The 25,866-nt window shown below is 48.7% G+C and carries 14 protein-coding genes and 1 CRISPR repeat array; of the genes, 4 read left to right on the plus strand and 10 right to left on the minus strand.

Translation table 11 applies throughout. From position 1 onward, the window contains the following. Nucleotides 1-265: 265 nt before the first annotated feature. A CRISPR array of direct repeats spans nucleotides 266-4,314; the repeat unit is 28 nt; unit sequence TTTCTAAGCCGCCTGTGCGGCGGTGAAG. Nucleotides 4,315-4,443: 129 nt separating this feature from the next. The 7 genes from cas6f to DUW71_RS00405 all read right to left on the minus strand — a co-directional run bounded on the left by cas6f (nucleotide 4,444) and on the right by DUW71_RS00405 (nucleotide 13,550). Then, the gene (gene cas6f, locus DUW71_RS00375; protein ID WP_119393251.1) at nucleotides 4,444-5,064 is read right to left on the minus strand and encodes a type I-F CRISPR-associated endoribonuclease Cas6/Csy4; all 621 of its coding nucleotides are present in this window, start codon (nucleotides 5,062-5,064) and stop codon (nucleotides 4,444-4,446) included. A gap of 7 nt (nucleotides 5,065-5,071) precedes the next feature. After that, nucleotides 5,072-6,055 carry a type I-F CRISPR-associated protein Csy3 gene (gene csy3 / locus DUW71_RS00380; RefSeq protein WP_199671111.1) on the minus strand — a complete coding sequence of 328 codons (984 nt, stop codon included), beginning with the start codon at nucleotides 6,053-6,055 and terminating at the stop codon, nucleotides 5,072-5,074. Nucleotides 6,056-6,067: 12 nt separating this feature from the next. Then, complete coding sequence (gene csy2, locus DUW71_RS00385) at nucleotides 6,068-7,012, minus strand: type I-F CRISPR-associated protein Csy2 (RefSeq protein WP_119393253.1); 945 nt, start codon at nucleotides 7,010-7,012, stop codon at nucleotides 6,068-6,070. After that, nucleotides 7,012-8,325 carry a type I-F CRISPR-associated protein Csy1 gene (gene csy1 / locus DUW71_RS00390; protein WP_119393254.1) on the minus strand — a complete coding sequence of 438 codons (1,314 nt, stop codon included), beginning with the start codon at nucleotides 8,323-8,325 and terminating at the stop codon, nucleotides 7,012-7,014. Before csy1 ends, csy2 begins: the two co-directional genes overlap by 1 nt. Then, nucleotides 8,322-11,672, minus strand: coding sequence for a type I-F CRISPR-associated helicase Cas3f (gene cas3f, locus DUW71_RS00395; protein WP_119393255.1), 3,351 nt, complete (start codon nucleotides 11,670-11,672; stop codon nucleotides 8,322-8,324). The genes csy1 and cas3f overlap by 4 nt, the downstream gene beginning before the upstream one ends. Continuing rightward, nucleotides 11,669-12,622, minus strand: a complete 954-nt coding sequence (gene cas1f / locus DUW71_RS00400) for a type I-F CRISPR-associated endonuclease Cas1f (RefSeq protein WP_119393256.1) — start codon at nucleotides 12,620-12,622, stop codon at nucleotides 11,669-11,671. Before cas1f ends, cas3f begins: the two co-directional genes overlap by 4 nt. A gap of 85 nt (nucleotides 12,623-12,707) precedes the next feature. Next, complete coding sequence (locus tag DUW71_RS00405; protein WP_158583809.1) at nucleotides 12,708-13,550, minus strand: WYL domain-containing protein; 843 nt, start codon at nucleotides 13,548-13,550, stop codon at nucleotides 12,708-12,710. 321 nt (nucleotides 13,551-13,871) lie between these two features. Between DUW71_RS00405 and DUW71_RS00410 the strand changes: the two genes are divergently transcribed. Continuing rightward, the gene (locus DUW71_RS00410; protein ID WP_119393258.1) at nucleotides 13,872-14,831 is read left to right on the plus strand and encodes an SUMF1/EgtB/PvdO family nonheme iron enzyme; all 960 of its coding nucleotides are present in this window, start codon (nucleotides 13,872-13,874) and stop codon (nucleotides 14,829-14,831) included. Between the two features lie 463 nt (nucleotides 14,832-15,294). Next, entirely contained in the window at nucleotides 15,295-16,206 is a 912-nt protein-coding gene (locus DUW71_RS00415) for a formylglycine-generating enzyme family protein (protein ID WP_119393259.1), read from the plus strand. A gap of 20 nt (nucleotides 16,207-16,226) precedes the next feature. On the opposite strand, the gene DUW71_RS00420 is transcribed toward DUW71_RS00415, so the two are convergent. Beyond that, nucleotides 16,227-16,634 (minus strand): hypothetical protein, encoded by a 408-nt coding sequence (locus DUW71_RS00420; protein WP_119393260.1) that lies wholly within the window; start codon nucleotides 16,632-16,634, stop codon nucleotides 16,227-16,229. 387 nt (nucleotides 16,635-17,021) lie between these two features. Here DUW71_RS00420 and DUW71_RS00425 point away from each other — a divergent pair, with 387 nt between their 5' ends. Continuing rightward, a complete protein-coding gene (locus tag DUW71_RS00425) occupies nucleotides 17,022-17,981 on the plus strand; it encodes an SUMF1/EgtB/PvdO family nonheme iron enzyme (RefSeq protein ID WP_119393261.1) in 960 nt (319 codons plus the stop codon). A gap of 464 nt (nucleotides 17,982-18,445) precedes the next feature. After that, nucleotides 18,446-19,399, plus strand: a complete 954-nt coding sequence (locus tag DUW71_RS00430) for a formylglycine-generating enzyme family protein (protein ID WP_119393262.1) — start codon at nucleotides 18,446-18,448, stop codon at nucleotides 19,397-19,399. Here DUW71_RS00430 and DUW71_RS00435 read toward each other — a convergent pair. Both DUW71_RS00435 and DUW71_RS00440 read right to left on the minus strand, forming a co-directional pair. After that, nucleotides 19,377-23,201 carry an OmpA family protein gene (locus DUW71_RS00435; protein WP_119393263.1) on the minus strand — a complete coding sequence of 1,275 codons (3,825 nt, stop codon included), beginning with the start codon at nucleotides 23,199-23,201 and terminating at the stop codon, nucleotides 19,377-19,379. The two genes, DUW71_RS00430 and DUW71_RS00435, sit on opposite strands and share 23 nt — an antisense overlap. Before the next feature lie 10 nt (nucleotides 23,202-23,211). Then, complete coding sequence (locus DUW71_RS00440; RefSeq protein ID WP_119393264.1) at nucleotides 23,212-25,842, minus strand: contractile injection system protein, VgrG/Pvc8 family; 2,631 nt, start codon at nucleotides 25,840-25,842, stop codon at nucleotides 23,212-23,214. Nucleotides 25,843-25,866 lie beyond the last annotated feature (24 nt).

The following is a 25,866-nucleotide window of genomic DNA, read 5'->3' on the forward strand; positions in this document are numbered from 1 at the left end:
AGCTGGTCATATTACCTCGGTAAACATTCATGGGTTCGAGTCCCATCCCATACGGCACCCCACACTATATCAACTGCACCATCACTCCAAGTCAATGCGCCATTCTTAAATGCTTAGGAATTATTGGTAGGCTTCTTCAGTGGAATGCCTGCAATGCGTTCGCAAAGCGATTTTTTTCCAACAATTGTCTGAAACCAGTTCAACAAACTCTCGTAGGTTTTCCGAAGCAACGCTTCGGGAAACAAATTTAGATAACTGAAAAATAATTCTAAGCCGCCTTTGTGGCGGTGAAGCTACTTCTGTAACATTGTCGCCTTCAGGGATTTTTCTAAGCCGCCTGTGTGGCGGTGAAGAATCCTGCGGGCTGCTAAGCTCTCCGGCCTACTTTCTAAGCCGCCTGTGCGGCGGTGAAGAGCTCGCCGCCGCACTTCTGGCATCTAACCTCTTTCTAAGCCGCCTGTGCGGCGGTGAAGAAACCAAAGTGATTAACGTGCCTGAGTTGGGTTTTCTAAGCCGCCTGTGCGGCGGTGAAGATTTTGATTCTGCTAGCTTTGTTCGATATAAGTTTCTAAGCCGCCTGTGCGGCGGTGAAGGTCAACTTCGATCTCGCGCCCTTTCTTAGTTCTTTCTAAGCCGCCTGTGCGGCGGTGAAGCAGAGCCAAATCAGGACTATCCGGTTGTCAATTTTCTAAGCCGCCTGTGCGGCGGTGAAGGAGCGATGCCGCTGAGTACCTGAGCCTCACGCTTTCTAAGCCGCCTGTGCGGCGGTGAAGTAAAGTCTATTATTGAGGGTGGATGTCATAGTTTTCTAAGCCGCCTGTGCGGCGGTGAAGATGGCGTCCTGATGGATGTTGATCCTAATTTATTTCTAAGCCGCCTGTGCGGCGGTGAAGATTCGCGCAATGATTGACGATGTGGGCGTTTATTTCTAAGCCGCCTGTGCGGCGGTGAAGTACTTTGTTATTGTGCGCACGACAACGCGCAATTTCTAAGCCGCCTGTGCGGCGGTGAAGATTCTCACTCTCCTGCGTTGTTAAACTGGTGTTTTCTAAGCCGCCTGTGCGGCGGTGAAGCATGCTGGTCAACGTAACGATGGTCGATGGTATTTCTAAGCCGCCTGTGCGGCGGTGAAGATGGCTGATCGCCGCCGCGCATTGGAAAGCAATTTCTAAGCCGCCTGTGCGGCGGTGAAGTATTCAACGCTTGCAAGCACTTGGCGAACGCTTTTCTAAGCCGCCTGTGCGGCGGTGAAGTAGCGATAGCTGTAGAAGCTTCTGTTTTTTCCTTTCTAAGCCGCCTGTGCGGCGGTGAAGCTTCTGTTACAAAATCATCTTGCCAGTTTTCATTTCTAAGCCGCCTGTGCGGCGGTGAAGTTGGCATTGGCCAAAAGAGATTGATTTAGAATTTTCTAAGCCGCCTGTGCGGCGGTGAAGTCGATCTGCTAGTTCTTTTAGTTGCGACTGCTTTTCTAAGCCGCCTGTGCGGCGGTGAAGAAGCTACCACCGAGCGAACGCAAGCAGCGCGATTTCTAAGCCGCCTGTGCGGCGGTGAAGTTGAACGCCTGGTGGAGTTTATGATTCGCGGTTTTCTAAGCCGCCTGTGCGGCGGTGAAGTTGAGAATGACGTACTTGCCAAATCTCGTTGTTTTCTAAGCCGCCTGTGCGGCGGTGAAGTCATCAAGAATACAATCATGGCAGCGCGTAGTTTTCTAAGCCGCCTGTGCGGCGGTGAAATTGCTCAGCAAGCCACGCCTGTGTTTTGTTGCTTTCTAAGCCGCCTGTGCGGCGGTGAAGCGGTAGTGTTTGACGCGGTATTCGATGGTTGCTTTCTAAGCCGCCTGTGCGGCGGTGAAGGTAGGCGCTGGGGTGCAATCGCTACATGTTGATTTCTAAGCCGCCTGTGCGGCGGTGAAGTGTAAATTCCTAGACTTGTTGTGTCGTTCACGTTTCTAAGCCGCCTGTGCGGCGGTGAAGGTGATCAATGTAAAATCACAACTACTAACTAATTTCTAAGCCGCCTGTGCGGCGGTGAAGCCCGTGTTTGTCCTTCTATAGTAGCAACTAGATTTCTAAGCCGCCTGTGCGGCGGTGAAGCTGGATTGACGGCCTTGGCGGTGACGCTAGTTTTTCTAAGCCGCCTGTGCGGCGGTGAAGCTATTAATATCAACAAAGTCATTGGCGCCATTTTTCTGAGCCGCCTGTGCGGCGGTGAAGTTAATTGTTAACCATAATAAGAAAAAATATCTTTTCTAAGCCGCCTGTGCGGCGGTGAAGTGAAAATGTTCGACCTGGTTCAAACATCAAAATTTCTAAGCCGCCTGTGCGGCGGTGAAGTGATCAAACGGATTTAGGGGGCGAGAACTGGTTTTCTAAGCCGCCTGTGCGGCGGTGAAGAGGTAGTTGATTACGAAAGCGCTAGTCGTAACTTTCTAAGCCGCCTGTGCGGCGGTGAAGTTAACCGACGTTTTGGGCGAACGGTACGGCGTTTTCTAAGCCGCCTGTGCGGCGGTGAAGTAACTTCTGGCTGCGTGCTTCCGGTACGTAATTTTCTAAGCCGCCTGTGCGGCGGTGAAGAAATGGCTACACAGGTAGAGCTAAATCACATTTTTCTAAGCCGCCTGTGCGGCGGTGAAGTTAGCATGTGGTCCAGCACTTCATTGCGTGTTTTTCTAAGCCGCCTGTGCGGCGGTGAAGCCTGTACTTAGTGGCGCTCCATGTGGCCAAAATTTCTAAGCCGCCTGTGCGGCGGTGAAGGCAGGAATCAATTCTAGTCGAGCCTTGCGAACTTTCTAAGCCGCCTGTGCGGCGGTGAAGTTGCTGTCTCCCAGCTAATAATTCTGTCTTTTTTTCTAAGCCGCCTGTGCGGCGGTGAAGTGCTTACTGTTGTATGCTCCGTAACGTGGAGCTTTCTAAGCCGCCTGTGCGGCGGTGAAGACAACAGTAAGCAGTGCTGCGACCGACAAGAATTTCTAAGCCGCCTGTGCGGCGGTGAAGACAATTATTGCTGTATCGCTCGGCATTCTCACTTTCTAAGCCGCCTGTGCGGCGGTGAAGACGCAGCCAGCCGCTAACAATACTGACGGAAATTTCTAAGCCGCCTGTGCGGCGGTGAAGACCATGTACTGATAGTTCGTACCGTTTTCGATTTTCTAAGCCGCCTGTGCGGCGGTGAAGACTAGCGCCAATACCGAGCAAGAAGATAGCCATTTCTAAGCCGCCTGTGCGGCGGTGAAGATCCAGACTCAAACACTAAGTTTTTTCATTTGTTTCTAAGCCGCCTGTGCGGCGGTGAAGATGACCGGCGGTTCATTGTGAACCAAATTTCATTTCTAAGCCGCCTGTGCGGCGGTGAAGCCATGCACGATACAAGCCTATCTCTTTGAGTCTTTCTAAGCCGCCTGTGCGGCGGTGAAGTTTGCGAAAGAGCTAAAAGGCTTGGTTAGCTTTTTCTAAGCCGCCTGTGCGGCGGTGAAGGCATCGGTTGTTGTGGCTGCTGGTACTGCTGCTTTCTAAGCCGCCTGTGCGGCGGTGAAGTTAAAGTAGAAGAAGCCATAGGGTACTGCCAATTTCTAAGCCGCCTGTGCGGCGGTGAAGTGTGATAGCCAGCTCTTTCTTGTTATCTCTTTTTTCTAAGCCGCCTGTGCGGCGGTGAAGTAGAATTTCTCGTGCTTGTTCTGGTTTCATTTTTTCTAAGCCGCCTGTGCGGCGGTGAAGGCTATGTAATCCCCAATGTAGTGAACGGTATTTTTCTAAGCCGCCTGTGCGGCGGTGAAGGCAAAGATGACCGTTATGCGGCGTATCTAGCTTTTCTAAGCCGCCTGTGCGGCGGTGAAGCGCCTCATCAATCAGCTTTTCTTCTTCTGTGCTTTCTAAGCCGCCTGTGCGGCGGTGAAGCTACTTACCCTCCAATAGCCGATTGTCTTTCATTTCTAAGCCGCCTGTGCGGCGGTGAAGTAAATGACCTGGTAACAGAGTTGGGCGTAGGTTTTCTAAGCCGCCTGTGCGGCGGTGAAGAATCATTATGTAGCCGTAAGCTCCTTTGTATCTTTCTAAGCCGCCTGTGCGGCGGTGAAGACGACTACCAATTGGCCGTTGCACAAGCCTTGTTTCTAAGCCGCCTGTGCGGCGGTGAAGAGTGCTTGCCATCAAAATGCGTAGCCCCTTCAGTTTCTAAGCCGCCTGTGCGGCGGTGAAGCCGTCTATAGGCCAAGTCTTCCATTGGCTCAATTTCTAAGCCGCCTGTGCGGCGGTGAAGACTTTGCGCTAATGTCGAACACGGTCTGCCCTTTTCTAAGCCGCCTGTGCGGCGGTGAAGTGCAATTTTTGCACACAAAAATAAGCTACGACAAGGGCTAAGCGCATTTTTTGCAAAAATACCCTTTTTCCAGCCCTAATCGTAACTTGTTGATTTAAAACAACTTTTTAAAGAGCGCTTAAAACAAGGTTAAAAGTTCGGCACACTGGCAGGCTTGTTCACATCGGCCAAGCCATAGCAATTAAATATGCCTACTTGTTTACCTTCGCTTGCCAGTCGCTCGATAAACAAGGGAAACCTTTGACTACCCGATTCCTTGGTTGTTTGACTTTCCACCCAAACAAACGGCAACTTGGAGCTGGCTTTCGGCTTGCTGGTTTCTAAAACTTGCAAGCACTGCTCTAGAGTTTGCCCCGACTTTTCAGCCCAAAGCTTTGCCTTATTGTGCATATCTTTTTCGATACGTGTTTGGCCTTTTACGCGCTTGCGCTGAAACACTTCATGGTCACAATTGGCAGGCACCGGTTGAATCGACTTTATGTGTAAATAGTCCGTTAACCGATTGAGCCAGGTTGGCAAGTTCAGTGCTTCTAGTTGCTGTTGTTCAGGTGCAAATAGTCTTAGTTTGCTGCCCAGTGGAAAGCCACCTTTGGCTTGGTATTGCGGAAATCCTAGCCCTACAGCACTATGGTTATCGGCCAGTTTGTTTGCAGCAAGTGCCAAGTGCACTTGCTGAAACAGCTTTTGCCATATGAAGCCCTCGGCCACTTCGGCGTCGGGCAACACAGTTACTTCAATGTAATAGTTCATACACCACCTACTCGCCAAATACCCCACCACGAATCAGCATTGCCATCAGGTAGTGCTGCTGCTCGGCTTCAGGCTCTTTGTCTTTGATCATCCAGCCGTCTAACAGGTTGTAAAAATCTTGTTTCTGCTTTGGCTGGCGATATGCCGCACCACGGTTGGTTACCGAACCGTATGGCTCTACCGCAATCGGCCCCACTTCATCTGCGCCAGCATGCCAGGTATCAATGGTGCGCAGCGCATTGCCAATTTTTTGTGAGTGCATGGCTGCTTGGCCATCAAGCGCGTAAAGGTGCTTGCTTTTATCCCCTTTACCGCCACCCATTACGAGTTCTTGCGAAGGGTAAACTGGTTGGCCGCTACCAATTTTGGCAAAGGCTTTCACTTGAATCAGCACGTGTTTGTCTGAAAGCCCTTGTTCAATGTGCTGGGCTAGCTGCTCAATGTTATTCCCACTGAAATCACGCAAGCTGTAGTCATAAGCGTCGAATTTAAAGGTATCTTCTCCTACCAAAACTTCAATTCGCAGTGCTTCGGCGCCAACACGGTTGCGCCATAGGAATCGACCATTGGCAATATTTTCTGCATAGCGTTTGGCAATTTCGCCAAAACCATGAGTGTTTTGGTAAGTGGTCACTTTTTCAGCCAACGCCAATTGATAATCCGGTGCATTACAGGTACTTGGCTCATGTAACCCAGGTAACACACGCAGGCTAAAGTCTAAACGCAGTGTGTCGTGCGCATGGGGCAGTGCTGCCACATCAACAGTCTGCAAGTTAGGCTTGGCAACCTCAGCATCTACCTTTAATGGATCATTTGCTGTCGCGGCTTTTAGGCGGTTAGAAATAGTGCCGCGCACGGCTTTTTCGCCTACGGCAATCGGTTGCCATTCATTGCCATCCCAGTTACCCGAGAACATTAAGGCATCAGATGGTACAAGTTTGGCTTCAAAGGCTAATACCGACGGTGTTTTTAGTTTTGCATTGCTCATCATTACTCTCCTTGCTTATACAGAAATTTCTTCTTCGTCTTCATCCGGTTCTATGGCTTGCTCGGCCTGAACCACTTGACTGGTTTTTGCGATATACCAAGGCGACTCATAGCTGTAACGCCATGCCATTTCATCAATGTTGTTGAACCTGTGTACGCTCTGCCATTGGCCAATGCTGTGCACGGCCTCCACGAAGGTAACAGGCGTTTGAGCATCGCGTGCGCCAGCTACGTTGCCTGGCTCATAAAGTGGTGATATGGCTTTGTAGCCCACAACAATTGGCACTAGGTAACCCGGTGCCGGTTTGGGCTGGTGCAGCCATTTGGCCTTGGTCTCGCCCTCTTCTAATGGCTCTGCCTTATACTGTAATTTGGCAAAATCTAGCCATGCATCCATAAGCGTTGTATTGGCATTTTCAGCTTTTAACGCTTCAAAGTGCTCGGCCAAATAGTCGCTTCGGTCTATCAGCGCAAAGGCCGGCATTAGCTTGTGTAACGCCTTTTTTTGCATGCTTGGTGCAACCACTTGGGCACTGGCTAAACCGGTAATCTGTCCACCTGCAAGGCGCATAAATGGCACATGCTGCATCGCCCAATCAACGAGTGCTTCATTGGTATCCCGATCACCTTGCGCAAGGCCTTCTATCTCGATTAATAAAGACACCTGCATATCCATGCGCCCCTCTTCATTGATTGGCGCTGTTTTGGCATCTTTAGTTAGCGGGTTGCGGGTTAGCGCAAAGGTATAGTCTGCCCATTGGCTTGGGCGTTTGGCATGCACTTGGTGCTTGTGGCACACCACTGCTACGCCAGCAAAACTTACCCCCAACTGGCTTGGCGCTTTGCGCGATAGCGCATGCGCGAACCCTAGAAAGTTGGTGATACCAGGAAAACCGTAAGTTAGGCCGGAAATTGCATTGGCGTTTTGTACGGTAATGCGCTCTAGTAATAAAAATTGCATTACTGACCTCCTTGCTCGGTTCTGCCAAGCTCCACCATAGTGAGCTCATGCTTGATCACTTTGTTGATGTAGCGATGCTCTACATCGGCAAGCTTATAGCTTTTGTCATTCTGTAGGCGTCGCACTAACCAATCGGTTAACCATTGGCTGACTATTAGCAGCCAGTCTTTGTTTTGCCGTTGTGTTTCATGTGCATGCGGGTCTAACCATGCTTGTAATGGCGCAGGCAAGCTGGTACTAGTTGACCAACCCGGCTCAAAAGAGGCTTGCAGCAACGCTGCTTGCTGCAATACGCGTTCGCAAATAGGAATGAGATACTGGTAGTCACGTTTGTAGCGCGTTTTAAAGTTACTATCTCGGTCGGTCAAATTAACCAAAAAGCTTTTGAACTCAGTAACGTGCCACCATGTCGCTTGGTCAAAGCGGCGCAGCAGCTGCGTTTCATTTTCGGGCGGCTTGGCAACTGCTTCAAAGGTGGGGGGTTGGCTGTTTAGCAGGTAAACCTTGCCCCCACGTTCATTGTTTAGCTGCGAGATATTTTGCGGCTTAGAACCACCAAAGTTTTGTACCGCAACATGAGGAAAACGCACATCAGTACGCTCGTGGTAATGCTCGTTACGCCTCGCGTCCCGCACTTCTTTACTGTCACCATAGCGGGTCGTTTCAATCGCTGCGTTATGAACCCCCATCAAGGATGATGCACCAAGTGGGCATAGTAAGTGATAACTACCCTCTGCTACGGGAAAGTATACTTGCTTTAGCAACGTGTGCGCTGTCGGGTCTTTCACAGTGACAGCCTGCTTAAAGCCATCAAACCATTCACGGCGGAGGTCGGCGTTATCTGTAAAGGTATCTAAGGCATTAATGTGCCCCTGATTTAGCTGGTTAACCAAACTTTCGCCGTCCGCTTCAAGCTTTAGCAGTCGCGCGACATCAAGTGCTGCCGCATTGCCCACAGCGTCAATTTTTCGGACAGGAAGCGATGCCGTTGTTAAATACCGGCTTTCGTGGGTGTCGACTTCATCATCCAAGAAGCTACTAGCTTTCGCATCACTGTGGGCAAACTTAGCTGCATGAGTCGCCATGGCAATTTGTTTGGCGCGCTTTGCAGCATCAGTTAACCAGCTCTCTGGCTTAAACTGCTCTTCGAGCGCTTGTGCCCCCTCGGCAAAGGCTTGCTCGGCTGCCTCAATTTGCTCACTTGTAGCCGCCTCTTTTAACGCCTTATCGCGCGCTTTTTCTAAAGGTTCAAGCTTGGCTAGCTTGCGCCCTTTTATATAGTCAGCAATCGCTTGTTCTAACGTATCCGTCATGCTTGCTCCTTTTCTTTAATTCGTCTAAACACACCAAGTTGTTCATGCCAGTGCCAGCGAATGGGGTCTTCATTTTCTCTTGGCGCACGTAGGTTTAATTCGCCGAATCTTTTCGTGGTTGCAGGGCCAGCCATATCAAATTGATTGGCAAGGCGCGTCATCACCGCCTCTGCGCTGTCTGGCTGCCACCAATACACATCGGTCGCTAACTCAACCTGCTCTTCATTAAAGCGGGACTGGCCAGCAGGTAGGTAATAAGTCATCTCTGAGGTATCGTCCACAATATGCCAAGTTAATGGGTCACCGTCCTCTTCGCACATATAAACGAAGGTTTCTTGTGGATCTGAGCGGCGAAACTGAGTTTGCCTGATAAACTCACCGGCCCAGGTACCATGGCATGTCCACCATAGGCTTGCTTCTTTCTTGGTGCGATATTTTTTGAGGACTTTTGGTTTATTTAGCGTGGCGGCTAGTGCGCGGTGCTCTTGCAGCCAAAAATCATCTATCTTTACGGCTTGCTCTATGGTTTGGCCAAGATTTAATGCTTGGCTGAGCGCTTCACTGTTTGGCCCCTGAATGCGCAGTTGGGCACTAATGGGCTGCAGTTGTTCGTTGGTCATTAGGTCGCTAACTTGGTGACTAACAAGCGGTAGGCCTTTGGTTTCAAAACCAGGCTTTTCGAATGCGAGAGGCTTACCGAGAAGTGCTTTAAAGTTCTGGTTTAAAATCGCAATATTGTTGTCTGCAACGGGCCATTTTCGATGGCGCTGAATGCGCCCTGCTAGCTGAATGATTGACCTAAGTGAGCTTGGCTCAACCACCGCCCAGTCGTAGTCATGGTCTCGACCAACTTCTACCACTGAGGTACCAAGCACGACGTAAATTCTGTTCTGCTTGTCACTCGCCGACTTTAGCGCGTCATGTTGCCATATTGCTTCAGGGTCATGGCGATCAAGTACGCGATCCAGCATGGCCTCTTTGGCTGAACGCATAGCAAGCGGAAACTGCGAGTGATAAACACAGTAATGGATGGCTGTGTTTTCCCATGAAGGGAGCCGAACAAGTTCTTTTACAACCGCCACCATGTTGTCGATATTAGCAAAACGCACCACCCCGATGGACAGTTTTTCACTTTTCGTTTGATGGTGCTTAGCGTGCAACTGATGTATTTGCTGGTGAATGGTTTCGGCTAACCTTCTAGCAACCGACGCGTCACTTTCGATGACAGGCACGCAAGTTCCCAAGCGGTTTTTAACAAGCTTAGGGCCAAGTGCTTTTAGGCGCTTATCGATAAACTTTTGATGATGCTGGGCAAACACAGCCTTTACACCTTCTTCCTCGGAAGCACGTTTAATTAGCTGCTCTTCGGCACTAAACTCATCGAACCAAGCACACTGCACTTGTAAGGGCTTACCATCATTGAAGTTGGCCTCATCAAAGTATTTACGCCCCACGCAATATGATTCAAATAATGACTCGGCAAGTGCTGGTGGCATGGTGGCGGTAGATAGCAACAACCGCGAACCCAACATGCCAGCCCAGTTCACCAAACGGCTGAGCGCTGGCATATCTGCTAGCGAGAAATCATCTGGCTCATCTAGCACTAGATCACTGGTTAATAAACGCAGCATTGGCGCTATTTGCTTGCCGCCGCGCAGGCTTTCGGTTGCTGGCATAAGGTGGTCAATAGTGCTGACCATAACTGGCGCACTAAGCATTTTTTCAAGCTTGGGGTTGCCTGCAAGCCAGTGTTTTAAGCGGCCATCATAGATTTGCCCATCATATTGCACACTCAAGTGCGCCAGTGGGTCGTTCGCTGAATCACTGCCAGTTTTAGATTCCGTTTGTTTGCCAAGCTGGTGTAAGTCTTGAATTTTTTGCGAGCCAATTAATACCGCCAACGCGTCGTCGTCGAGTTTAAGCAAGTTGCGGTACGAGTCGCCTGTTTGCAGCGTGAGCGTGCGCAGCCCAAGTGCGACTGAGAACCTGCACCCCTCATTGGGGTCGGCTAGCGCATACATAATTTTGGCATTAGCCACGGTTTTACCACAGCCGGTTGAAGCCATATTGATCCCAAAGAAACCTTGGCGCTCGGTTGTGCTGGCGACCTTTTTAGCTACTTGTGCAGCGGTGTTTTGCCATAAAAAATCTTTGTGATTAGTTTTCTTCTTTAAAAACTTATGGTCTGCCAGTGCTGGCAAGGTTAACTTTAGCGTTGGCAGGTTGCGGGCAAATTTGAGTGCATTAAGGCCCACCCCAATATTGTGCTCATCAAGCTGCTGCTTGGTTTTTCCGGTTTTTCGATCCGTATTAGCAACTGCCGTATAGGTTGAATCACGCCATACGGCTTTGGACTGCTCTGGTGGCAACGAGGAATAGTAGTGGTCGGCGAGCATTAGTGACATGCGCGCAATGTGACTAACAAAGCGCTGATTTAGCCAGTTTTGCTCGTCAAACAAATCCACGCAGTTCAGTGCTTTCTGTGCCAGGTTGCTCGCATTGTGCTGCCAAATACTACTTTTAAGCGGTGTACCATTGGGGAAATGCCAGTTATCTGCCAGCGCTTGTTCACTGCAGTCTTTTTCCCGGTTGGCCGAGTTCCAAGATTCATCCAGCAGCGATTTCCAGCCTTTCATCTTAGTAAGGTCAGGTGCGTCACCTGTAACGTGTACCAGCGGTAATCTATGGTGAGACAGAATTAACCAAGCAACTAGTTGTGCAAAAGAGGCAAGCTGGTCGAACTGCTCACCCACTTTTTGATTGTTTGGTAGTGCTTCACATAACTTCTGGTCAAGAAGCTGGCCGTTGTTCGCTTGGCTGATCTCAGCCAGCTGAGTTAGCCATTCTTTATCAGACTTGCCGTCCACCAACTGCAGAAATGCACAGAACGATACCCATTCATGGCGGTAAGGCTCCCATACCTGCTCTCCTTTACCGCTGAGCTTTTTCTGAAACAGTGCATTGGCTTTGCCAATATCATGAAACAGCCCACCAATGGCGGCAGCCAGTGATAGCACCTGCGTATAGCGCCACCCATGCTCCCATTCGCCATGGGCTAGGTTGAGCTTTGTAGTGTTCACAGGCACTGTGCCATCTAGCGCAAACTTGCTGCGATTACCAACAATCCAAATGAGCTCCGAGCGGCTGCGACTACGAAGCCAATGACAGCTCACTGCGGTACTGCGCGAGGCACTTTGGCGCAGCATTTTTTGCACAGTTTTCAGGCCATCTTCCGTAATAATGGTCTGCCAGGTGTTGTCCCCTATGCGGTTGGCAAAGGCATCCAGCACCCGCCTAGTTTTGGCAAGCGCCCGCTTTTCGCACTGGCTAACAAAGGTGACCATCATGATTGGTAGTCCTCCAAGGCAATGCGTTTTACCGTATCAAACATAAAATCCAAGGCTTTGTGGTCAGCAAAGGCTTGCAGCACTTGCTGGCGAAATTCTTGCTCTGTCGCGCCTTCGCTGGCGCAAATGAAGGCCCATGGCAATACCAGTGCATCTTTAATAAGGTCCGCCACATCAAAAACCAAAGCACCGCGCCGAGTTTTACCGTGCATCACGGCAAAACCATGAGGAATGCCCAGCACCCATAAACAACTTGCTGCCAAACCGTAAGCTAAGTAATTGCCATGGTTTAAAAAATCATTAGCGGTATCGGCTGAGTCATGCTGGCGGGTGAATTCTTCGGTGCCTGTATTGTTAGCGGCATACTTGTAGATGGCTTTGGTGAATTGCGCTTCGCTGGTAAGCAAGTCGGTGGCTGAATTGGCGCGCTTGGTTTTTAGTTCCAGTTGCGCCAGTGCTTTCTCTACGGCGTGGTCATTGACATTAAAGCCCTGCTTTTTTAGCTCGCCATCTTTCGACCATACTTTTTGAATAAAGGCCATTCTGGCTTCTTGAAACTGGCGAGCAGCAACTAGGCGCAGTGCATCATCAAACCAGAATGACAGCCAGCCTTGCACATACTCGGTGGGGCGATATTCACTTTGTGGGCTAAGCCACTCTACTTCGGCAGCCATATGCAGCGGCGTTCCTCCGCCACCACAAAAGCCAACTAACACACCAGCCTTGGCAAGCATTCGCATGGCCGCCTGAGTAATGGAGGTACCTGTGCCGAGTAATATCACCGTGGTGTTTGCAATGGGGATATTGAAGTAATGATTTTCTTTTTTGCCCTCCGTGAGATACAAAACTCGGCCATCTTTTTGCATAACACGGCAATGCTCTAAGTAGAACAAATTGGCACGCTTAGAGTGCAAAATGGTCTTCATATCTAGCGATGAAAAATCATCCATCACTCAATCCCTCGTTATTTTTATCTAGAATGGCATGCACATGCCACACTGCATACCCACTGATCATCCAACCAGTAAAACCGTTTTACCCCTTTGGCCAAAAAGAGTCTTTTATTCGCTCTCGGCATTTCGGCTCAAGCACTATCTGTTGCGCAAATGGATCTTCGTTGTAGCGGTCTACGCGTAATTCTTGCAGTGCATAGTTCAACAAGGCCTTGCGAGTGGTAAGCTCTAGCTGGCCGTTTTGCATTCCATATTCAAGTTCAACACATTTGCGGTTGTTTTCTGGTAGACGAGGATCTGAAATGATGGTTAGTACTAACTTGTTGTGCCAGTCATCATCAAACTCGCCGGTGTGCTCAGGAAATCCTTCGCTGGTAATTTCGCCTTCCTCGGCAAAGCGCGCCAATACAAAATCGGCGAAACGTCGATTCTTCTCGCAATAGGCTCGTGTGTGATAACGTCCGCTGGCAAAAACAATACTATGGGGCTGAATGACTCTATGCTCATGCTGCCCGCTGGATACCGAGTAGTACTTGGCTTCGAATCTTGATTGAGTTTCGATGGCAAAAAGCAGCTTGCCAATAATTTCTGGCGCTTCACTTCGTTGGTAAGACAATGGTGTTTGAATGCCACCTACCAACACAGGGTGCTTTTCAACAAAATCATTAAAGGTGGGAACACAATTACTAGTGATAGGCTGGCCAACAGGGGTATATAAATTTACTTGGCCGAGTTTTTCTATCGCTACATACCCTGCATCAACGTAGGGTTGAAGCTTCTTTAGTGCAGTGGGCTTGGTAACATTAAAACGTTGCTCAATACCTTTTCTGGTAAAGGGTTTTCGCCAGTATAAGCAAGCCTCGATATAACTGGTAATACTGCAGTTGCCACCTTGCATAGCCATTTCCCATGTGAACCAATTCACACAATATTACAGAGTGGTTTCAGCTACTGCTACCCTATATTAAACGCATAACATTGACATATGTTTATAAATCGACCGATTTTTATTGCTATACCTACCCTTTGGTATTGGCCATTATAAAACTAGCGCTCTTCGGGACTTTGAGTGGTAGCAAGGCTTGATACCCCACTGCTTTAGGTTGCCGGTGGCAATGCAATAAACTGTCTTAACTGAACTGGCAATCAAAGCTCAAACAGTGTTACGTAGTTTGAGCTGTGAGGCGGTGGTAGACTTATGGCCAAATTAATCTGCTATGCGTGAGTAGACGATCAAGGACCAGCAATGAAGAAGCACGGAATGTTCCTTGCCGCAGCAAGCGCCCTGTTGTTATCAGCCTGTCAATCCAACAAGTGCACACCATCCGAGACAAATGTTTGCATCGACAACAAAGAAGCTGCGGACATTATGCAAGAGATTTTGGATGGTATGGTGTTTATCCCCGCCGGTGAGTTTTACATGGGGTTAGTGCAAGGGCCTGAAGATGAAATGCCTGAGCGTAAAATCTACATGGATGACTACTTCATCTACCAAAGTGAGCACACTTGGAAGCAAATTGATGCGTTTTATCGCCTATCTGGTTATGGCTATACCGATGGCGCCTGGCAGTGGGAGCCTGAGAGTGGCGTTGATTTGGGCGCAGAGCAACCAGCTTTCGCAGTTTACTATTATGACGCGCATAATTTTTGCCAATGGATTGGTGACTTGACCGGTTTGGATGCAGGATTACAAACTGAAGCACAGTATGAAAAAGCAGCAAAAAATGGTAACCGCAGTCATGTTTGGGCAACTGCAGATAACCAGTTTATTGAAGGGCGCGATTATCCAACAATGGAACAACGAACTGTCACGTCTCGAAGTGGTCACGGTGAGTCGGTATTATTGTATATACCCGTTACCAGCCAGCCTCCAAGCCCTAACGGCTTATATGGATTGCATACTAATGGTGAAGAATGGACGGCGGATCTGTGGCGGTCTAAGTTTCTAGAGTTAGCGGCGGATAGAAACCCTACATTCCCTGTGCCATACGAAACTCGCCTAGCAGGCCGACAAATCAACAATGATAAAGAACTCAAGGCTGGAGAGCGCTTTGGCGTTGCCGTTAGAGGTGGTGGGCCAGCGTGGGACAGATATAATATTCAGAATAGTTATATCCAACAACGCATTGCTCGAGACGGTAGGGGTACTAATTCACTGCGGTGTACTATCAACGCTAGTCAACTGCCTACCATTAATCAACCTTAGTTTTTGCAGCTGAATACCTGCCGTAGCAGCGCTTCGACAGGTATTCGACTTTAAAATGCTCGGCTAACGCTTCGAATTTTGGGTTCTTGCAGCCAATTATCTGCCGGTAGAATAGGCTCAATGCCATCGTAAGGCTGTAATGACTCAAACCAAGTTGCAAGTTCGGCTTTATCGTCGCTATCACTGAGCATGTTTGATTAAAACATACTGCTTTTGGTTACCAGTTACTACCCAATTCCCTACAAAAACAGTGTTAGTAATCACAGCTCAAACAGTATTCCGTGATTAGAGCTGACTGGCAATGTTAGACTTGTGGCCCAACTATTCTGCTATGCGTGAGTATACGACCAAGTATCAGCAATGAGTACTGCTAGCCTTAGCATGTCATTAGCGACCACCGTTAAATAGAGCCAAACAACACAACATGGTAAAGTAATCAAAAATATCAGGGAGCGACTAGGTTATGAAAAGAAATGCTCTGTTAATCGCGACTCTGCCACTGCTAGTAAGCGCCTGTTTTGGTGGTACGTCTTGTGAGCCAACCAAACAACAAATTTGTGTCGACGATGATGAATTTGCCGAATACCTTCAAGGTGTAATGGATAACATGGTATACGTTGAGCCTGGCGAGTTTATTATGGGTATTAACAACGGCATTCCCGAAGAAGGCCCGCCCATAGAAGTGTACCTAGACGGTTATTATTTATTTAATACCAAACATTCGTGGCTAGGGTTTGAGTTTTTTGATCAGAGGTCTGGGGTAGAGCGAAAGAATAAAAAGTTCGCCTATAATCCCGACCCCGAATTTAATCAGGGTCGCTACGGCGCTGACTTCGCTGGAGCATTGCTTTCTTGGAATGAAGCTGAGCAGTTTTGTCATTGGCTAGGCTCTGAGACAGGTTTGCCATTTGAATTGCCAAGCGAAGCGCAGTGGGAAAAGGCTGCTAAAGCGGGCAATGATGATTGGATTTATGCTACTGACAACGGCCAATTAGATTTTGGGCGGAATTTCTTTAGCAAAGAAGACCATCGCAAAGGGCTTTACCCTGGCCACGAACTACCTTCGAAGTATTTCCCTCCTAACCCATACGGCTTCTACGAGATGGCCTTCAATGGGGGCGAATGGATGCGAGATGGCTATGTGGATAACTACCATGAACTGGCCGAACGCGAAAACCCGGTTATGTTGCCTGAAGACTTTGGCCTAGAGCCGGGCCCGCATATTACAAGAGTATGGCGTAGTGATTGGTCACTGGCGCATGACCTTACATTGAACTACCTCCAGTCTAGAAAAACATCAAACCCAGTTACCGGTACATTCAGTGTGCGTTGTGCCATTAATACAACGAAACCATTGCCAGACGTTAAGTACTAGATTACAGAACGATGGATAGCCTATTCGGCTATCCAATCTACGATATAGTCTAATGGTCCATATAGCCAATCTTTCGGAGGATATACGTCGGCGTCAAAATCACCCTCCAACTCTTCAAACCAGCCTTTCAGTTCATTAAGATACAACCCTAAGCCTAGTCTTATTTTGATCGCTTCTGCTGTTTCCTCAGCGAGTTGATACTTCACTTCTGTTGGGCGATTTGCATTCTGGGGGCCGTGGGGGCTTTCTAGAGTGTGTTCTAATACCTCATGAAATTCGCGACGCGTAGAGATACCATTAACTAAAAGGTACAGCATCGCTTTACGCTTCTTGCCAAACCAATCAATATCCCATGAGCCCGTGTCATCTATTAAAAACCATAGCCAATTACCAATTACTTCTGGCGGGGCGTTTTTCGCGCCGGGCAACGGGTATCGCCACAGGTCAATGTTTCCCGAACCTTCGGTTCGAAAAACCTACCGGTTGCTACCGGATGTATGATTGCCTGTCGGTTGTACTGGGCGTTTTTTACCTCTCCTCTACAGTGCGGCCCTCTTTTTCTTCGCCGTGCGGTTATTCAAGGCAGTGTTCGAGCACTTCGTTGAACTCGCGCAGCGTAGAAATACCCTTGGCTAATAACGACTGGTTAATCTGAACACCTGCTGTTATTGGTTGCCAATTACTCCCCAGCAACCTGCTTCAACATAGCCAGCAATCACAGCTCAAACAGTGTTACGTGGTTTGAGCTGTGAGGCGGTGGTAGACTTATGACCAAATTAATCTGCTATGTATGAGTAGACAATCAAGGATCAGCAATGAAGAAGCATGGATTTTTGCTTGCCGCAGCAAGCGCCTTGTTGTTATCAGCCTGTCAATCCAACAAGTGCACACTATCCGAGACAAATGTTTGCATCGACAACAAAGAAGTTGCTGACATAATGCAAGAGATTTTGGATGGCATGGTGTTTATCCCAGCCGGTGAGTTTTACATGGGGTTGGTGCAAGGGCCTGAGAATCAAATGCCTGAGCGAAAAATCTATATGGATGACTACTTCATCTACCAAAGTGAGCACACTTGGAAGCAAATCGATGCGTTTTATCGCCTATCTGGTTATGGCTATACCGATGGCGCAAAACAATGGGAACCCGAACGCGGAGTCAACCTTGGCGCGAACCAGCCTGCCTATGCTGTTTACTATTACGACGCGCATAATTTTTGCCAATGGATTGGTGACTTGACCGGTTTGGATGCAGGATTACAAACTGAAGCACAGTATGAAAAAGCAGCAAAAAATGGTAACCGCAGTCATGTTTGGGCAACTGCAGATAACCAGTTTATTGAAGGGCGCGATTATCCAACAATGGAACAACGAACTGTCACGTCTCGAAGTGGTCACGGTGAGTCGGTATTATTGTATATACCCGTTACCAGCCAGCCTCCAAGCCCTAACGGCTTATATGGCCTACATACCAATGGCGAGGAATGGACAGCGGATCTGTGGCGGTCTAAATATCTAGAGTTAGCGGCGGATAGAAACCCTACATTCCCTGTGCCATACGAAACTCGTCTAGCAGGCCGACAAATCAACAATGATAAAGAACTCAAGGCTGGAGAGCGCTATGGCGTTGCGGTTCGTGGTGGTGGGCCAGCATGGGACAGATACAATATTCAGAATAGTTATATCCAACAACGCATTGCTCGAGACGGCACTGGTAGCAACTCTCTTCGCTGCACTATTAACGCCAGTGTGCTTCCTACCATTAATCAGCCTTAGTTTTTGCCGGTGAATACCTGTCGAAGTAAACTTCGACAGGTATTCAAGTTTAAAATGCTCTACTAACACTTCGAATTTTTGGCTCTTGCAGCCAATTATCTGCTGGTAGAATAGGCTCAATCCCATCGTAAGGCTGTAATGACTCAAACCAAGTTGCAAGTTCGGCTTTATCTTCTCTATCACTGAGCATGTTTGATTAGAACATCTACTGCTTTTGGTTACCAGTTACTACCCAATTCCCTACAAAAACAGTGTTAGTAATAACAGCTCAAACAGTATTCCGTGATTAGAGCTGACTGGCAATGTTAGACTTGTGGCCCAACTATTCTGCTATGCGTGAGTATACGACCAAGTATCAGCAATGAGTACTGCTAGCCTTAGCATGTCATTAGCGACCACCGTTAAATAGAGCCAAACAACACAACATGGTAAAGTAATCAAAAATATCAAGGAGCGACTAGGTTATGAAAAGTAATGCTCTGTTAATCGCGACTCTGCCACTGCTAGTAAGTGCCTGTTTTGGTGGTACGTCTTGTGAGCCAAACGAACAACAAATTTGTGTCGACGACGAAGAGTTTGCCGAATATCTTCAAGGTGTAATGGATAACATGGTATACGTTGAGCCTGGCGAGTTTATCATGGGCATTAACAACGGCATTCCCGACGAAGGCCCGCCCATAGAAGTGTACCTAGACGGTTATTATTTATTTAATACCAAACACTCTTGGCTAGGGTTTGAGTTTTTTGATCAGAGGTCTGGAATTGAAAGACAAGAAAAAGGCCGATTTTCGTACAATCCCGATCCAGACTTCAACAATGGTCGATATGGTTCCGAGTTCCCAGGCGCCTTTTTGTCTTGGACCGAAGCTAGTCAATTTTGTCGGTGGTTAGGCTCTGAGACAGGATTGCCATTCGTATTACCAAGTGAAGCGCAATGGGAAAAAGCAGCCAAGAGCGGTAACAGTGACTGGATTTATGCGACGGATAACGGGCAACTGGAGTTTGGTCGAAACTTTTATAGTGAAGAAGACTACCGATCTGGCAAGTACCCTGGCGATCGCTTACCCTCCAAATACTTTCCGCCAAACCCTTATGGCTTTTACGAGATGGCTTTTAACGGTGGGGAATGGATGCGAGATGGCTATGTAGATAACTACCATGAACTCGCCGAGCGCGATAATCCGGTTATGTTGCCTGAAGACTTTGGCTTAGAGCCGGGTCCACATATCACTCGAGTTTGGCGGAGTGACTGGTCTTTGGCACATGACCTTACATTAAATTACATACAGTCCAGAAAAACCGCAGATCCAAGCAGTGGAAGGCATGGAGTCAGGTGTGCGATTAACTCAAGCTCTCCATTGCCGCAAATCGTTTACCAGCAGTGGACTGGATTGCCTACTCGGCAATCCAATCACTAAGGTACTCTAGAGGGTTGTATAGCCAATCATACTGTGGAAGCGTATCATCACTAAAATCGCCCTCAAGATTATTGAACCACTCTTTCAGCTCCAGTCGCAACACAACAGTGCTAAGCCTATTGCGTATAGCTTCAGCGGTTTCTTCAACTAAAGCCGATTTGACTTCAGCTGTTCGCGACTGGTGCTCGATGCTGTGTGGGCTTTCCAAGCAATGCTCAAGAACCTCATGAAATTCACGACGAGAGGATACTCCGTTTTTGAGCAAATATAATATTGCCTTTCGTTTTTTATTGAGGAAATCCCAATCAAAGAGCCCTGTTTCGCTAATCAAAAACCAAAGCCAATTACCAATGACTTCGGGGGGGGCACTTCTAATAAAGTCAATATGCTCTTCAGAGCAACGTTCTACGATTGTGAATACTAAATCGTCCGCTTTTGAGTCCTTCCACTCTGCATCCCACAATTGTACTTGATCAATAGCCGAGATTGACGCACGAACTAACTTTTGATTAGCTCGGTCGGTGAGCTCATCCCAGAATTCGGAGCCTCCCGATGCATACACTGCGGCATCGACGAGGTTGTAGCGACCTAAGGTCAAAAGCCCCCATACTGCAGCGCAATAGTATTCATAAACACGCTCGTCATCAAAAATGTCAGCAATACGAAACTCTGCTTTTTTAAGTTGTTCGTAAATAACTACGAAGAAGTTGTAAATCTGAGCGACATCCACAGCAGCGGTCATTTCGCCGCCTCCGCCGACTTTCACTACGAGCTTGGCTTTAAAAGAAATTAAAAACTTACTGGAGCCTCGGTCAAACCCAATCTTCAAATCAAATGCAGCACCTACCCCTAGCGCTGCTGTAACAATGTAGCCAAGACTTCCCAGTTCTTTAAACTCACTGTCTTTAATTGGCTCACTTGGCTTGGTTGGTTTATGCCACATCAACTTGCCTGCTATACCTGCCGAGGCCTCAACACCGGCAAATACTTCACCGCCTAGGTTTGCACCACCACTTGGAAGGTTAAGGCCTTCTGGTGCGCTACCAGCGTAGCTCATATATACGGTTTTAGAACGCGTGTCGCCGTTAGCATTCGTCACTGTTCGGGCCTGATTTACCGTTTCAGTTGCGCCGTTTGTTCTAATGTTTGTCGTAGTCGTTGTTGTTTGATTATTTACGTGATCAAGTTGCTGCGAAGCTTGCTCTACCGAGCTTTTGCCCCAAGGCACCCCGGTATTTAAATGCACCCCGCCACTTAGGCTTGCCTTTACACAAGCAGCCGCCGATAAAGTAAATTCAACGTCTACTCTTAGGTAGCCAAACTCAAACTCTTGCTCAACCTTTTGCCCAGTAAAACCATCAGGCTCTTTATCCACAACCGACAAAGCCAGTTGAGTACCAATCGTTTTGTTTGGATGCGGTGCGGCATCCGCTTCTGGACTCGCCTTTTTAGGTAAAACTCTATTAAAGTAAGAGGCTTGCGTACCTTGTGGGGTAGGCATTTTATAGTGGCTTAAATCGCGCGTATCAATTGCTGCATCCAGTAAACTACTGTCTACTTGCGGAACGTCTCGCTGCAACTTTGCCTTGAAGGCTGGGCGGTGCTGTAGGTTGAAATCAGCATATAGATTCGAAACCGAAGCGGGGGACGATGACGAGAACTCGATGTTCCGACATAAAAACTCCCGTACAACTTTGTACCTTAATTCGCGTAACTGTTTTTTAAACTCTCGCCCTAGCAATTCTTCATCACCATGAATGGTTCGAAGTGATAGCGCAAAATGCCTATTTGTATCGTCGGCTGTTAACGACTGAAGCAAGGCATAGTTCAATTTATCTGTGCCAGCAAAACTATGTATGTCACTGAGCACAGAGTCATGCATTGCCTTTAATAAGCTCACGCCTGCGGGGGTCAGTTCAATACTGAACTTTTTAAACAATGGCGGCTCGTAATTGCTGCCGCCATGATTTGCGGGCATCATGTCGAACGGGGCAGGCACTAGGCTGTCGTTAAAGAACTTTTCATACCCTGTCACCATGGTTGAGCTGTCCACTGTGATCTCTACTCGCCGGTTAGTTGCCATGCCAACACTAGTGGAGTTGGTTGCTTTACTCAGGCTCTCACCATATGAAATAGTGCGAATGGAACCAGCAAATAAGCCTTTATTCATCAACTTCGCTTTCACGGCCTCGGCACGTGCCAGCCCTAGCGCGACGTTATCGTTTTCTTGGCCTTCACTATCAGTAAATCCCTTTACTAATAGCTTGACACCAGGCTCACGAGATACTTGGTCTACAATCCCTTGCAGCATGGTGTCATATGAAGCGTCTACCAGTGCTGAGCTCGAAGCGAAGCGTATGTCCTCTGGCGTGCTTAACTCCCAATTACCAAGGCGCTTGAAAAGTCTAACCCCATGCGGGAAATAGCCTTCCATATGCTGGAAATCTTTCAGCGTACAAAAAACGTGAAGCACCTCAGTTTTGTACTTGAACTTGTGAGCTTTAAACTTAACCGAGGCGTCAAAGCCATTTGAGTTAGGCAATTTACATCCGCCTCGCACGCTACCCTCTGCCAAAGCAGCTCTGGCTTTAAGCTCCCCAGCTAGAGCAAGGTTGCCATCTAGTGGGTTGAAATCTGCCTTGCCTGTGGCTGTGCCCATGTAGCGCAAAAAAGAACCGTTACCGGAGGCGTCCCACTGCATTGGCGGCAGGTTCGCATCTTTTACTGCCGACTTTAGCTCACGCCAAGCTTTTTCTTGCCTTGAAGCGCTATCGCCGCTCATGGACATTGAACCACCTGTAGACTGCTGGCTTAGCCCCATTGGCCAGTAAGCCTTAACTGGGGATTCGCCAGCCCATAGCTCGTCACACTTTCGATCAATTCGGCCCCAATTTTCGTGAGTAATGAGCTGCTCGAGTGTTTCTTCAGATGGATTGTCTGGCCCGAATAAATCAACGATATGCTGTCGCTGCTCTGCCCGCGCATCGGTTTTGAAGTGCAAAGCCTGGTTTAGCTTTGTAATACCTCGATCCAGGCTATTCAAAAACTCAGAGTTATCAATCTTACCCTTCAGTGCCGGGTCGAAGCCATTTGCCGCATTCGCTATAAATTTCAAAGAAATTTGCCCAGATGCTGTGTACTCTTTCGCAACACTTAACGAAGCGATAGGCTCAGGCTCTTCAGCATTTATTCCTTGCTTACCGTACTTAAAGTTGGCTGGTGGCACGCTACTTTTTTCCGAGAAGTCCATCGTGCCGTCAGCGGCAAGTGCTCGCCAAAAACCCGAAATGTCAATTGTGCGATCGGCGGGCAACTGGCCATTTGCTAACTTACTAATTGGTACAAGAAGCACATGCTCCTTGGGAATTTCAGTACCAAATAGAATGTCGTCGTCCCCTACCTGCTCCGCAGCACCGCTCGCTTTGGTGTTAAAGCATGTAATGAAGTCTAGGGTTTCGGTGTTGCCAATCTTGACGCCTTGCGATTGCATTATGGCAAGGAGATTCCCTTTCTTTTCTTCAACATCAGCAGTTTTAGAGCCGTTGTAGCCGCTATTTCGATGTTCTTTTAATGCATTTGCGTAATGGCCTAAAGCTTCTTTAAATTCATCATCTACAAGTTTAAAGTTTTCAACTTCTGCTTTAGTGAAAAAAACGTAACATGAATACTCCGGCACTAGAAACTCGTAGTAGGTATCTCCACCTGCCTGAATACTTTCTAGAGGAGCTTGTTGTAACTCAACTTCCGTTGTGCCTGAACTTGTCGAAACTGTCGACATAATCGCCGCTTCATACTGCGCCATGTGTCCTCTCCTAGCTTTCCTTTTCGTGGTGAGTGGCCGTTAGCCAAACACGGACGTCGCCTTGCAAGATGTTGTTGAACTCAACTCGCTCGCTGGCAATTTTTTCATAATGAGTTTTAAGTGTGGAGTCCTGTACTGCTACAAATTGTGGGCAATCAGCCGAAGCACCTTTCACCCTCACCACAAACTTCGCATAATGCACCGCCGGTGCGCACTCGGCTTCTTCGCCATTAATACTGACGCGGGCGATGTATTGGTTCGGGAACAGTGCCGAGTTGTCGTTGTCGCGGCGGTTTTCTGAGTCGCTGCTTGCTTGTGGTAAGTGCCAGTGGAATTGCAATGCGCCGGACTTCTCTGGTAAGTCTTGGCTGAGCGTGTCGAGCACTTCTTCGCTGCCATCAGGTTTGATCAGTATCATTTCAACTTCGGCGGTATCGCCGACTTCGAAGTGGCGATACCCCACATTTAGCTCAATGGCTTCGTCGTCGAACCATTCACGTGCGTGCCATACGGCGCTGGTTATCAGTGGGGTGCGCTCGGCTTCGAGCATGTCGACTTCGCCAAACTCTGGCATCTCTGGTTCGGCGCCACTTTCTGGCGCATTGCTCGGCCCTACTTCGTATTCCACCTCGCCGGTGAGGGTGACTTTTGAATTAGGATTGAACGCTACGGTTGGGCCGAAAATTTTTACATCGCCGTTGCTAGCCATCTTGATACCACCGTCGCCGTTTACCAGTAGCAGCTCGCCACTACCTGTGCCTTCAATGGTGATGTCGCCGCCGCTTTGGGTGATGATGGCGCCGTTTACTATTTTTCGGGTGTGGTCGCCGCCGGTCACTGTGGTGCTGTGGTCGGCTTGCACTTGCTGAGTGTGGGTGCCTTGGCTAATTTGTTGCTGCCAGTCGCCTTCGGTGGCAAAGGTCATGTTGGCTTGGCTGCGCAGGCTTAGGTCGGCAGCACTTTGCCAGTGGGCGTTGCCGGTAACGGTTGTGGTGTTGTCGGCTTTGCTGGCAATGTTTAGGTTGTCGCCAACAAATTGGGTTAGGTCAGCGTCTTCTTCACTGCCTACGGTTAGGGCGAAGGTTTTGTTTGCTTGCCAATACTGGCTACCGAATTGCGTAATGAGTTGCGTCATTACCTGGTTAGCACTGGCTTCAAAGCGCAGCAGGTGTTGGCCCTCGAAGGTTTTTAGCTCTATTTGCTGGTCGTTGTCTTCGAACCACAGCTCGTGACTGGCGCGGGTTTTAATGCGGTACTCGCTGTAGTTTTCTGCCGTGACCATTTGCTCGTCGGTGTCTTTGCTTGCCACGCCTAGCATGAGTGGCTTCATTAGGTCTTGGTTGAGGCAGGTGAGCAGTACGTCGGTGCCATCATGTAAAGGCATGTGCCAGCCTACGGCTTTTTCTGGGTCGGGCGAGGCGTAGGGTTTTAGGCTTGGCACCTGTGGGCTGTAGGCTTCGTCGCCTTCTGTTTGCCCGTCGTGCATGGCACGAATTTGGTACTCGCCTAAGCCATCGAGTTTTGGTGCGGCATTGGGGCTAATGACTTTGGCAACAAACACCGGTGGCAGTGTTAGCTCGGTTTTAACGGGTAAGCGTACGGCTTGGTGGTCGGGTACGAGTTCTACTTCACCACTATAGCGCTCGCCAATGGGTAAATGGTGCTTAACTGTTTTGGCCACCATTTGGCTCGCCACATCCCAGCCGCTTAGTAGGGTTTCGGTTATGGGTTGCACGCCAATTACTTGCCCAGCGCGGGCAATGGGCGCGCGGGTGAATGCCACGTAGCGGTTGGCATCGTGCGTTAGGGCATCGTTATTGAGTTTAGCGCGGGTAACGGCATCGCCGTAATCGAGCGGTGCGTTGGCGCTTTGTACCGACGCTTGTTCGTCTAACGCATATAGCGTGCTTGGGTGTTCTAGCACCATTTCACTGTTAGTATGCGGGCGCCAGTGCTGTTCTACGGCCAGTTCGCGGATCATTTCGCTGGCATCAAATCCCCTTCCATCACCACCCTGGCCCGCACCGGCCTTTTCAACAAAGCTTCTGCCACTGCGCCGGTAATGCTGCGGCGAGTTGGCAATAATCAGCTGTTCTTCGCCTGCTATGCCATCACTACCGCCATCAGCAGAGACTGATGACCAAAACATAAACCCATGCAGCGCAGCGAGCTGCTTAAATTGCTGGGCAATAGTGCCTTGCGGTAATACGAATGGCTGGTGGCTAAGCTGTTGTGCGTTATCAACGTCTACAACTATTTGATCTGCCAAGTAGCCGGCGTCCATCGCTAGTGTTCTTAAAATTTCCACTGCCGGCACACCAACAAATACTTGTGTGGCCTTTTTGTGGTTGGCGGTAAGTAACCGCGAGGTGAGCGAAACCTGGTAGTGAAAATGCGTTTCGTGGCTTTTAACGAGTTGAATACGGCTAACCATACCGGCCACAACGACTGGCAGTTGTTCGGGCTCGGTGATTTGTGCGGTAATGTTCTGCCCCAACCAGTTGTCGCGCGCTTCTTGCGGCACAATCGATGATTCGATAATGACTTGCAGCTGAATGCCATGATTGAGCTGGTCGGTGCCAGTCAATGCGAGTACGGGAAAAGTGGCGTCGGCAATCCGTGCTTGTTTGCTGTGGAGCATAGGGCGATCCTTTTACCTGTGCGA

It is taken from the genome of Salinibius halmophilus (assembly GCF_003577475.1).
GTDB classification, from domain to species: domain Bacteria; phylum Pseudomonadota; class Gammaproteobacteria; order Pseudomonadales; family Natronospirillaceae; genus Salinibius; species Salinibius halmophilus.

Bases quoted from the DNA above. Each gene is read 5' to 3' on its own strand.
- DUW71_RS00415 (WP_119393259.1), top strand. From the start codon at position 15,295: ATGAAAAGAAATGCTCTGTTAATCGCGACTCTGCCACTGCTAGTAAGC.
- cas6f (WP_119393251.1), bottom strand. From the start codon at position 5,064: ATGAACTATTACATTGAAGTAACTGTGTTGCCCGACGCCGAAGTGGCC.
- DUW71_RS00425 (WP_119393261.1), top strand. From the start codon at position 17,022: ATGAAGAAGCATGGATTTTTGCTTGCCGCAGCAAGCGCCTTGTTGTTA.
- DUW71_RS00410 (WP_119393258.1), top strand. From the start codon at position 13,872: ATGAAGAAGCACGGAATGTTCCTTGCCGCAGCAAGCGCCCTGTTGTTA.
- cas1f (WP_119393256.1), bottom strand. From the start codon at position 12,622: ATGGATGATTTTTCATCGCTAGATATGAAGACCATTTTGCACTCTAAG.
- DUW71_RS00435 (WP_119393263.1), bottom strand. From the start codon at position 23,201: ATGGCGCAGTATGAAGCGGCGATTATGTCGACAGTTTCGACAAGTTCA.
- csy3 (WP_199671111.1), bottom strand. From the start codon at position 6,055: ATGATGAGCAATGCAAAACTAAAAACACCGTCGGTATTAGCCTTTGAA.
- cas3f (WP_119393255.1), bottom strand. From the start codon at position 11,672: ATGATGGTCACCTTTGTTAGCCAGTGCGAAAAGCGGGCGCTTGCCAAA.
- DUW71_RS00440 (WP_119393264.1), bottom strand. From the start codon at position 25,842: ATGCTCCACAGCAAACAAGCACGGATTGCCGACGCCACTTTTCCCGTA.
- DUW71_RS00430 (WP_119393262.1), top strand. From the start codon at position 18,446: ATGAAAAGTAATGCTCTGTTAATCGCGACTCTGCCACTGCTAGTAAGT.
- csy2 (WP_119393253.1), bottom strand. From the start codon at position 7,012: ATGCAATTTTTATTACTAGAGCGCATTACCGTACAAAACGCCAATGCA.
- csy1 (WP_119393254.1), bottom strand. From the start codon at position 8,325: ATGACGGATACGTTAGAACAAGCGATTGCTGACTATATAAAAGGGCGC.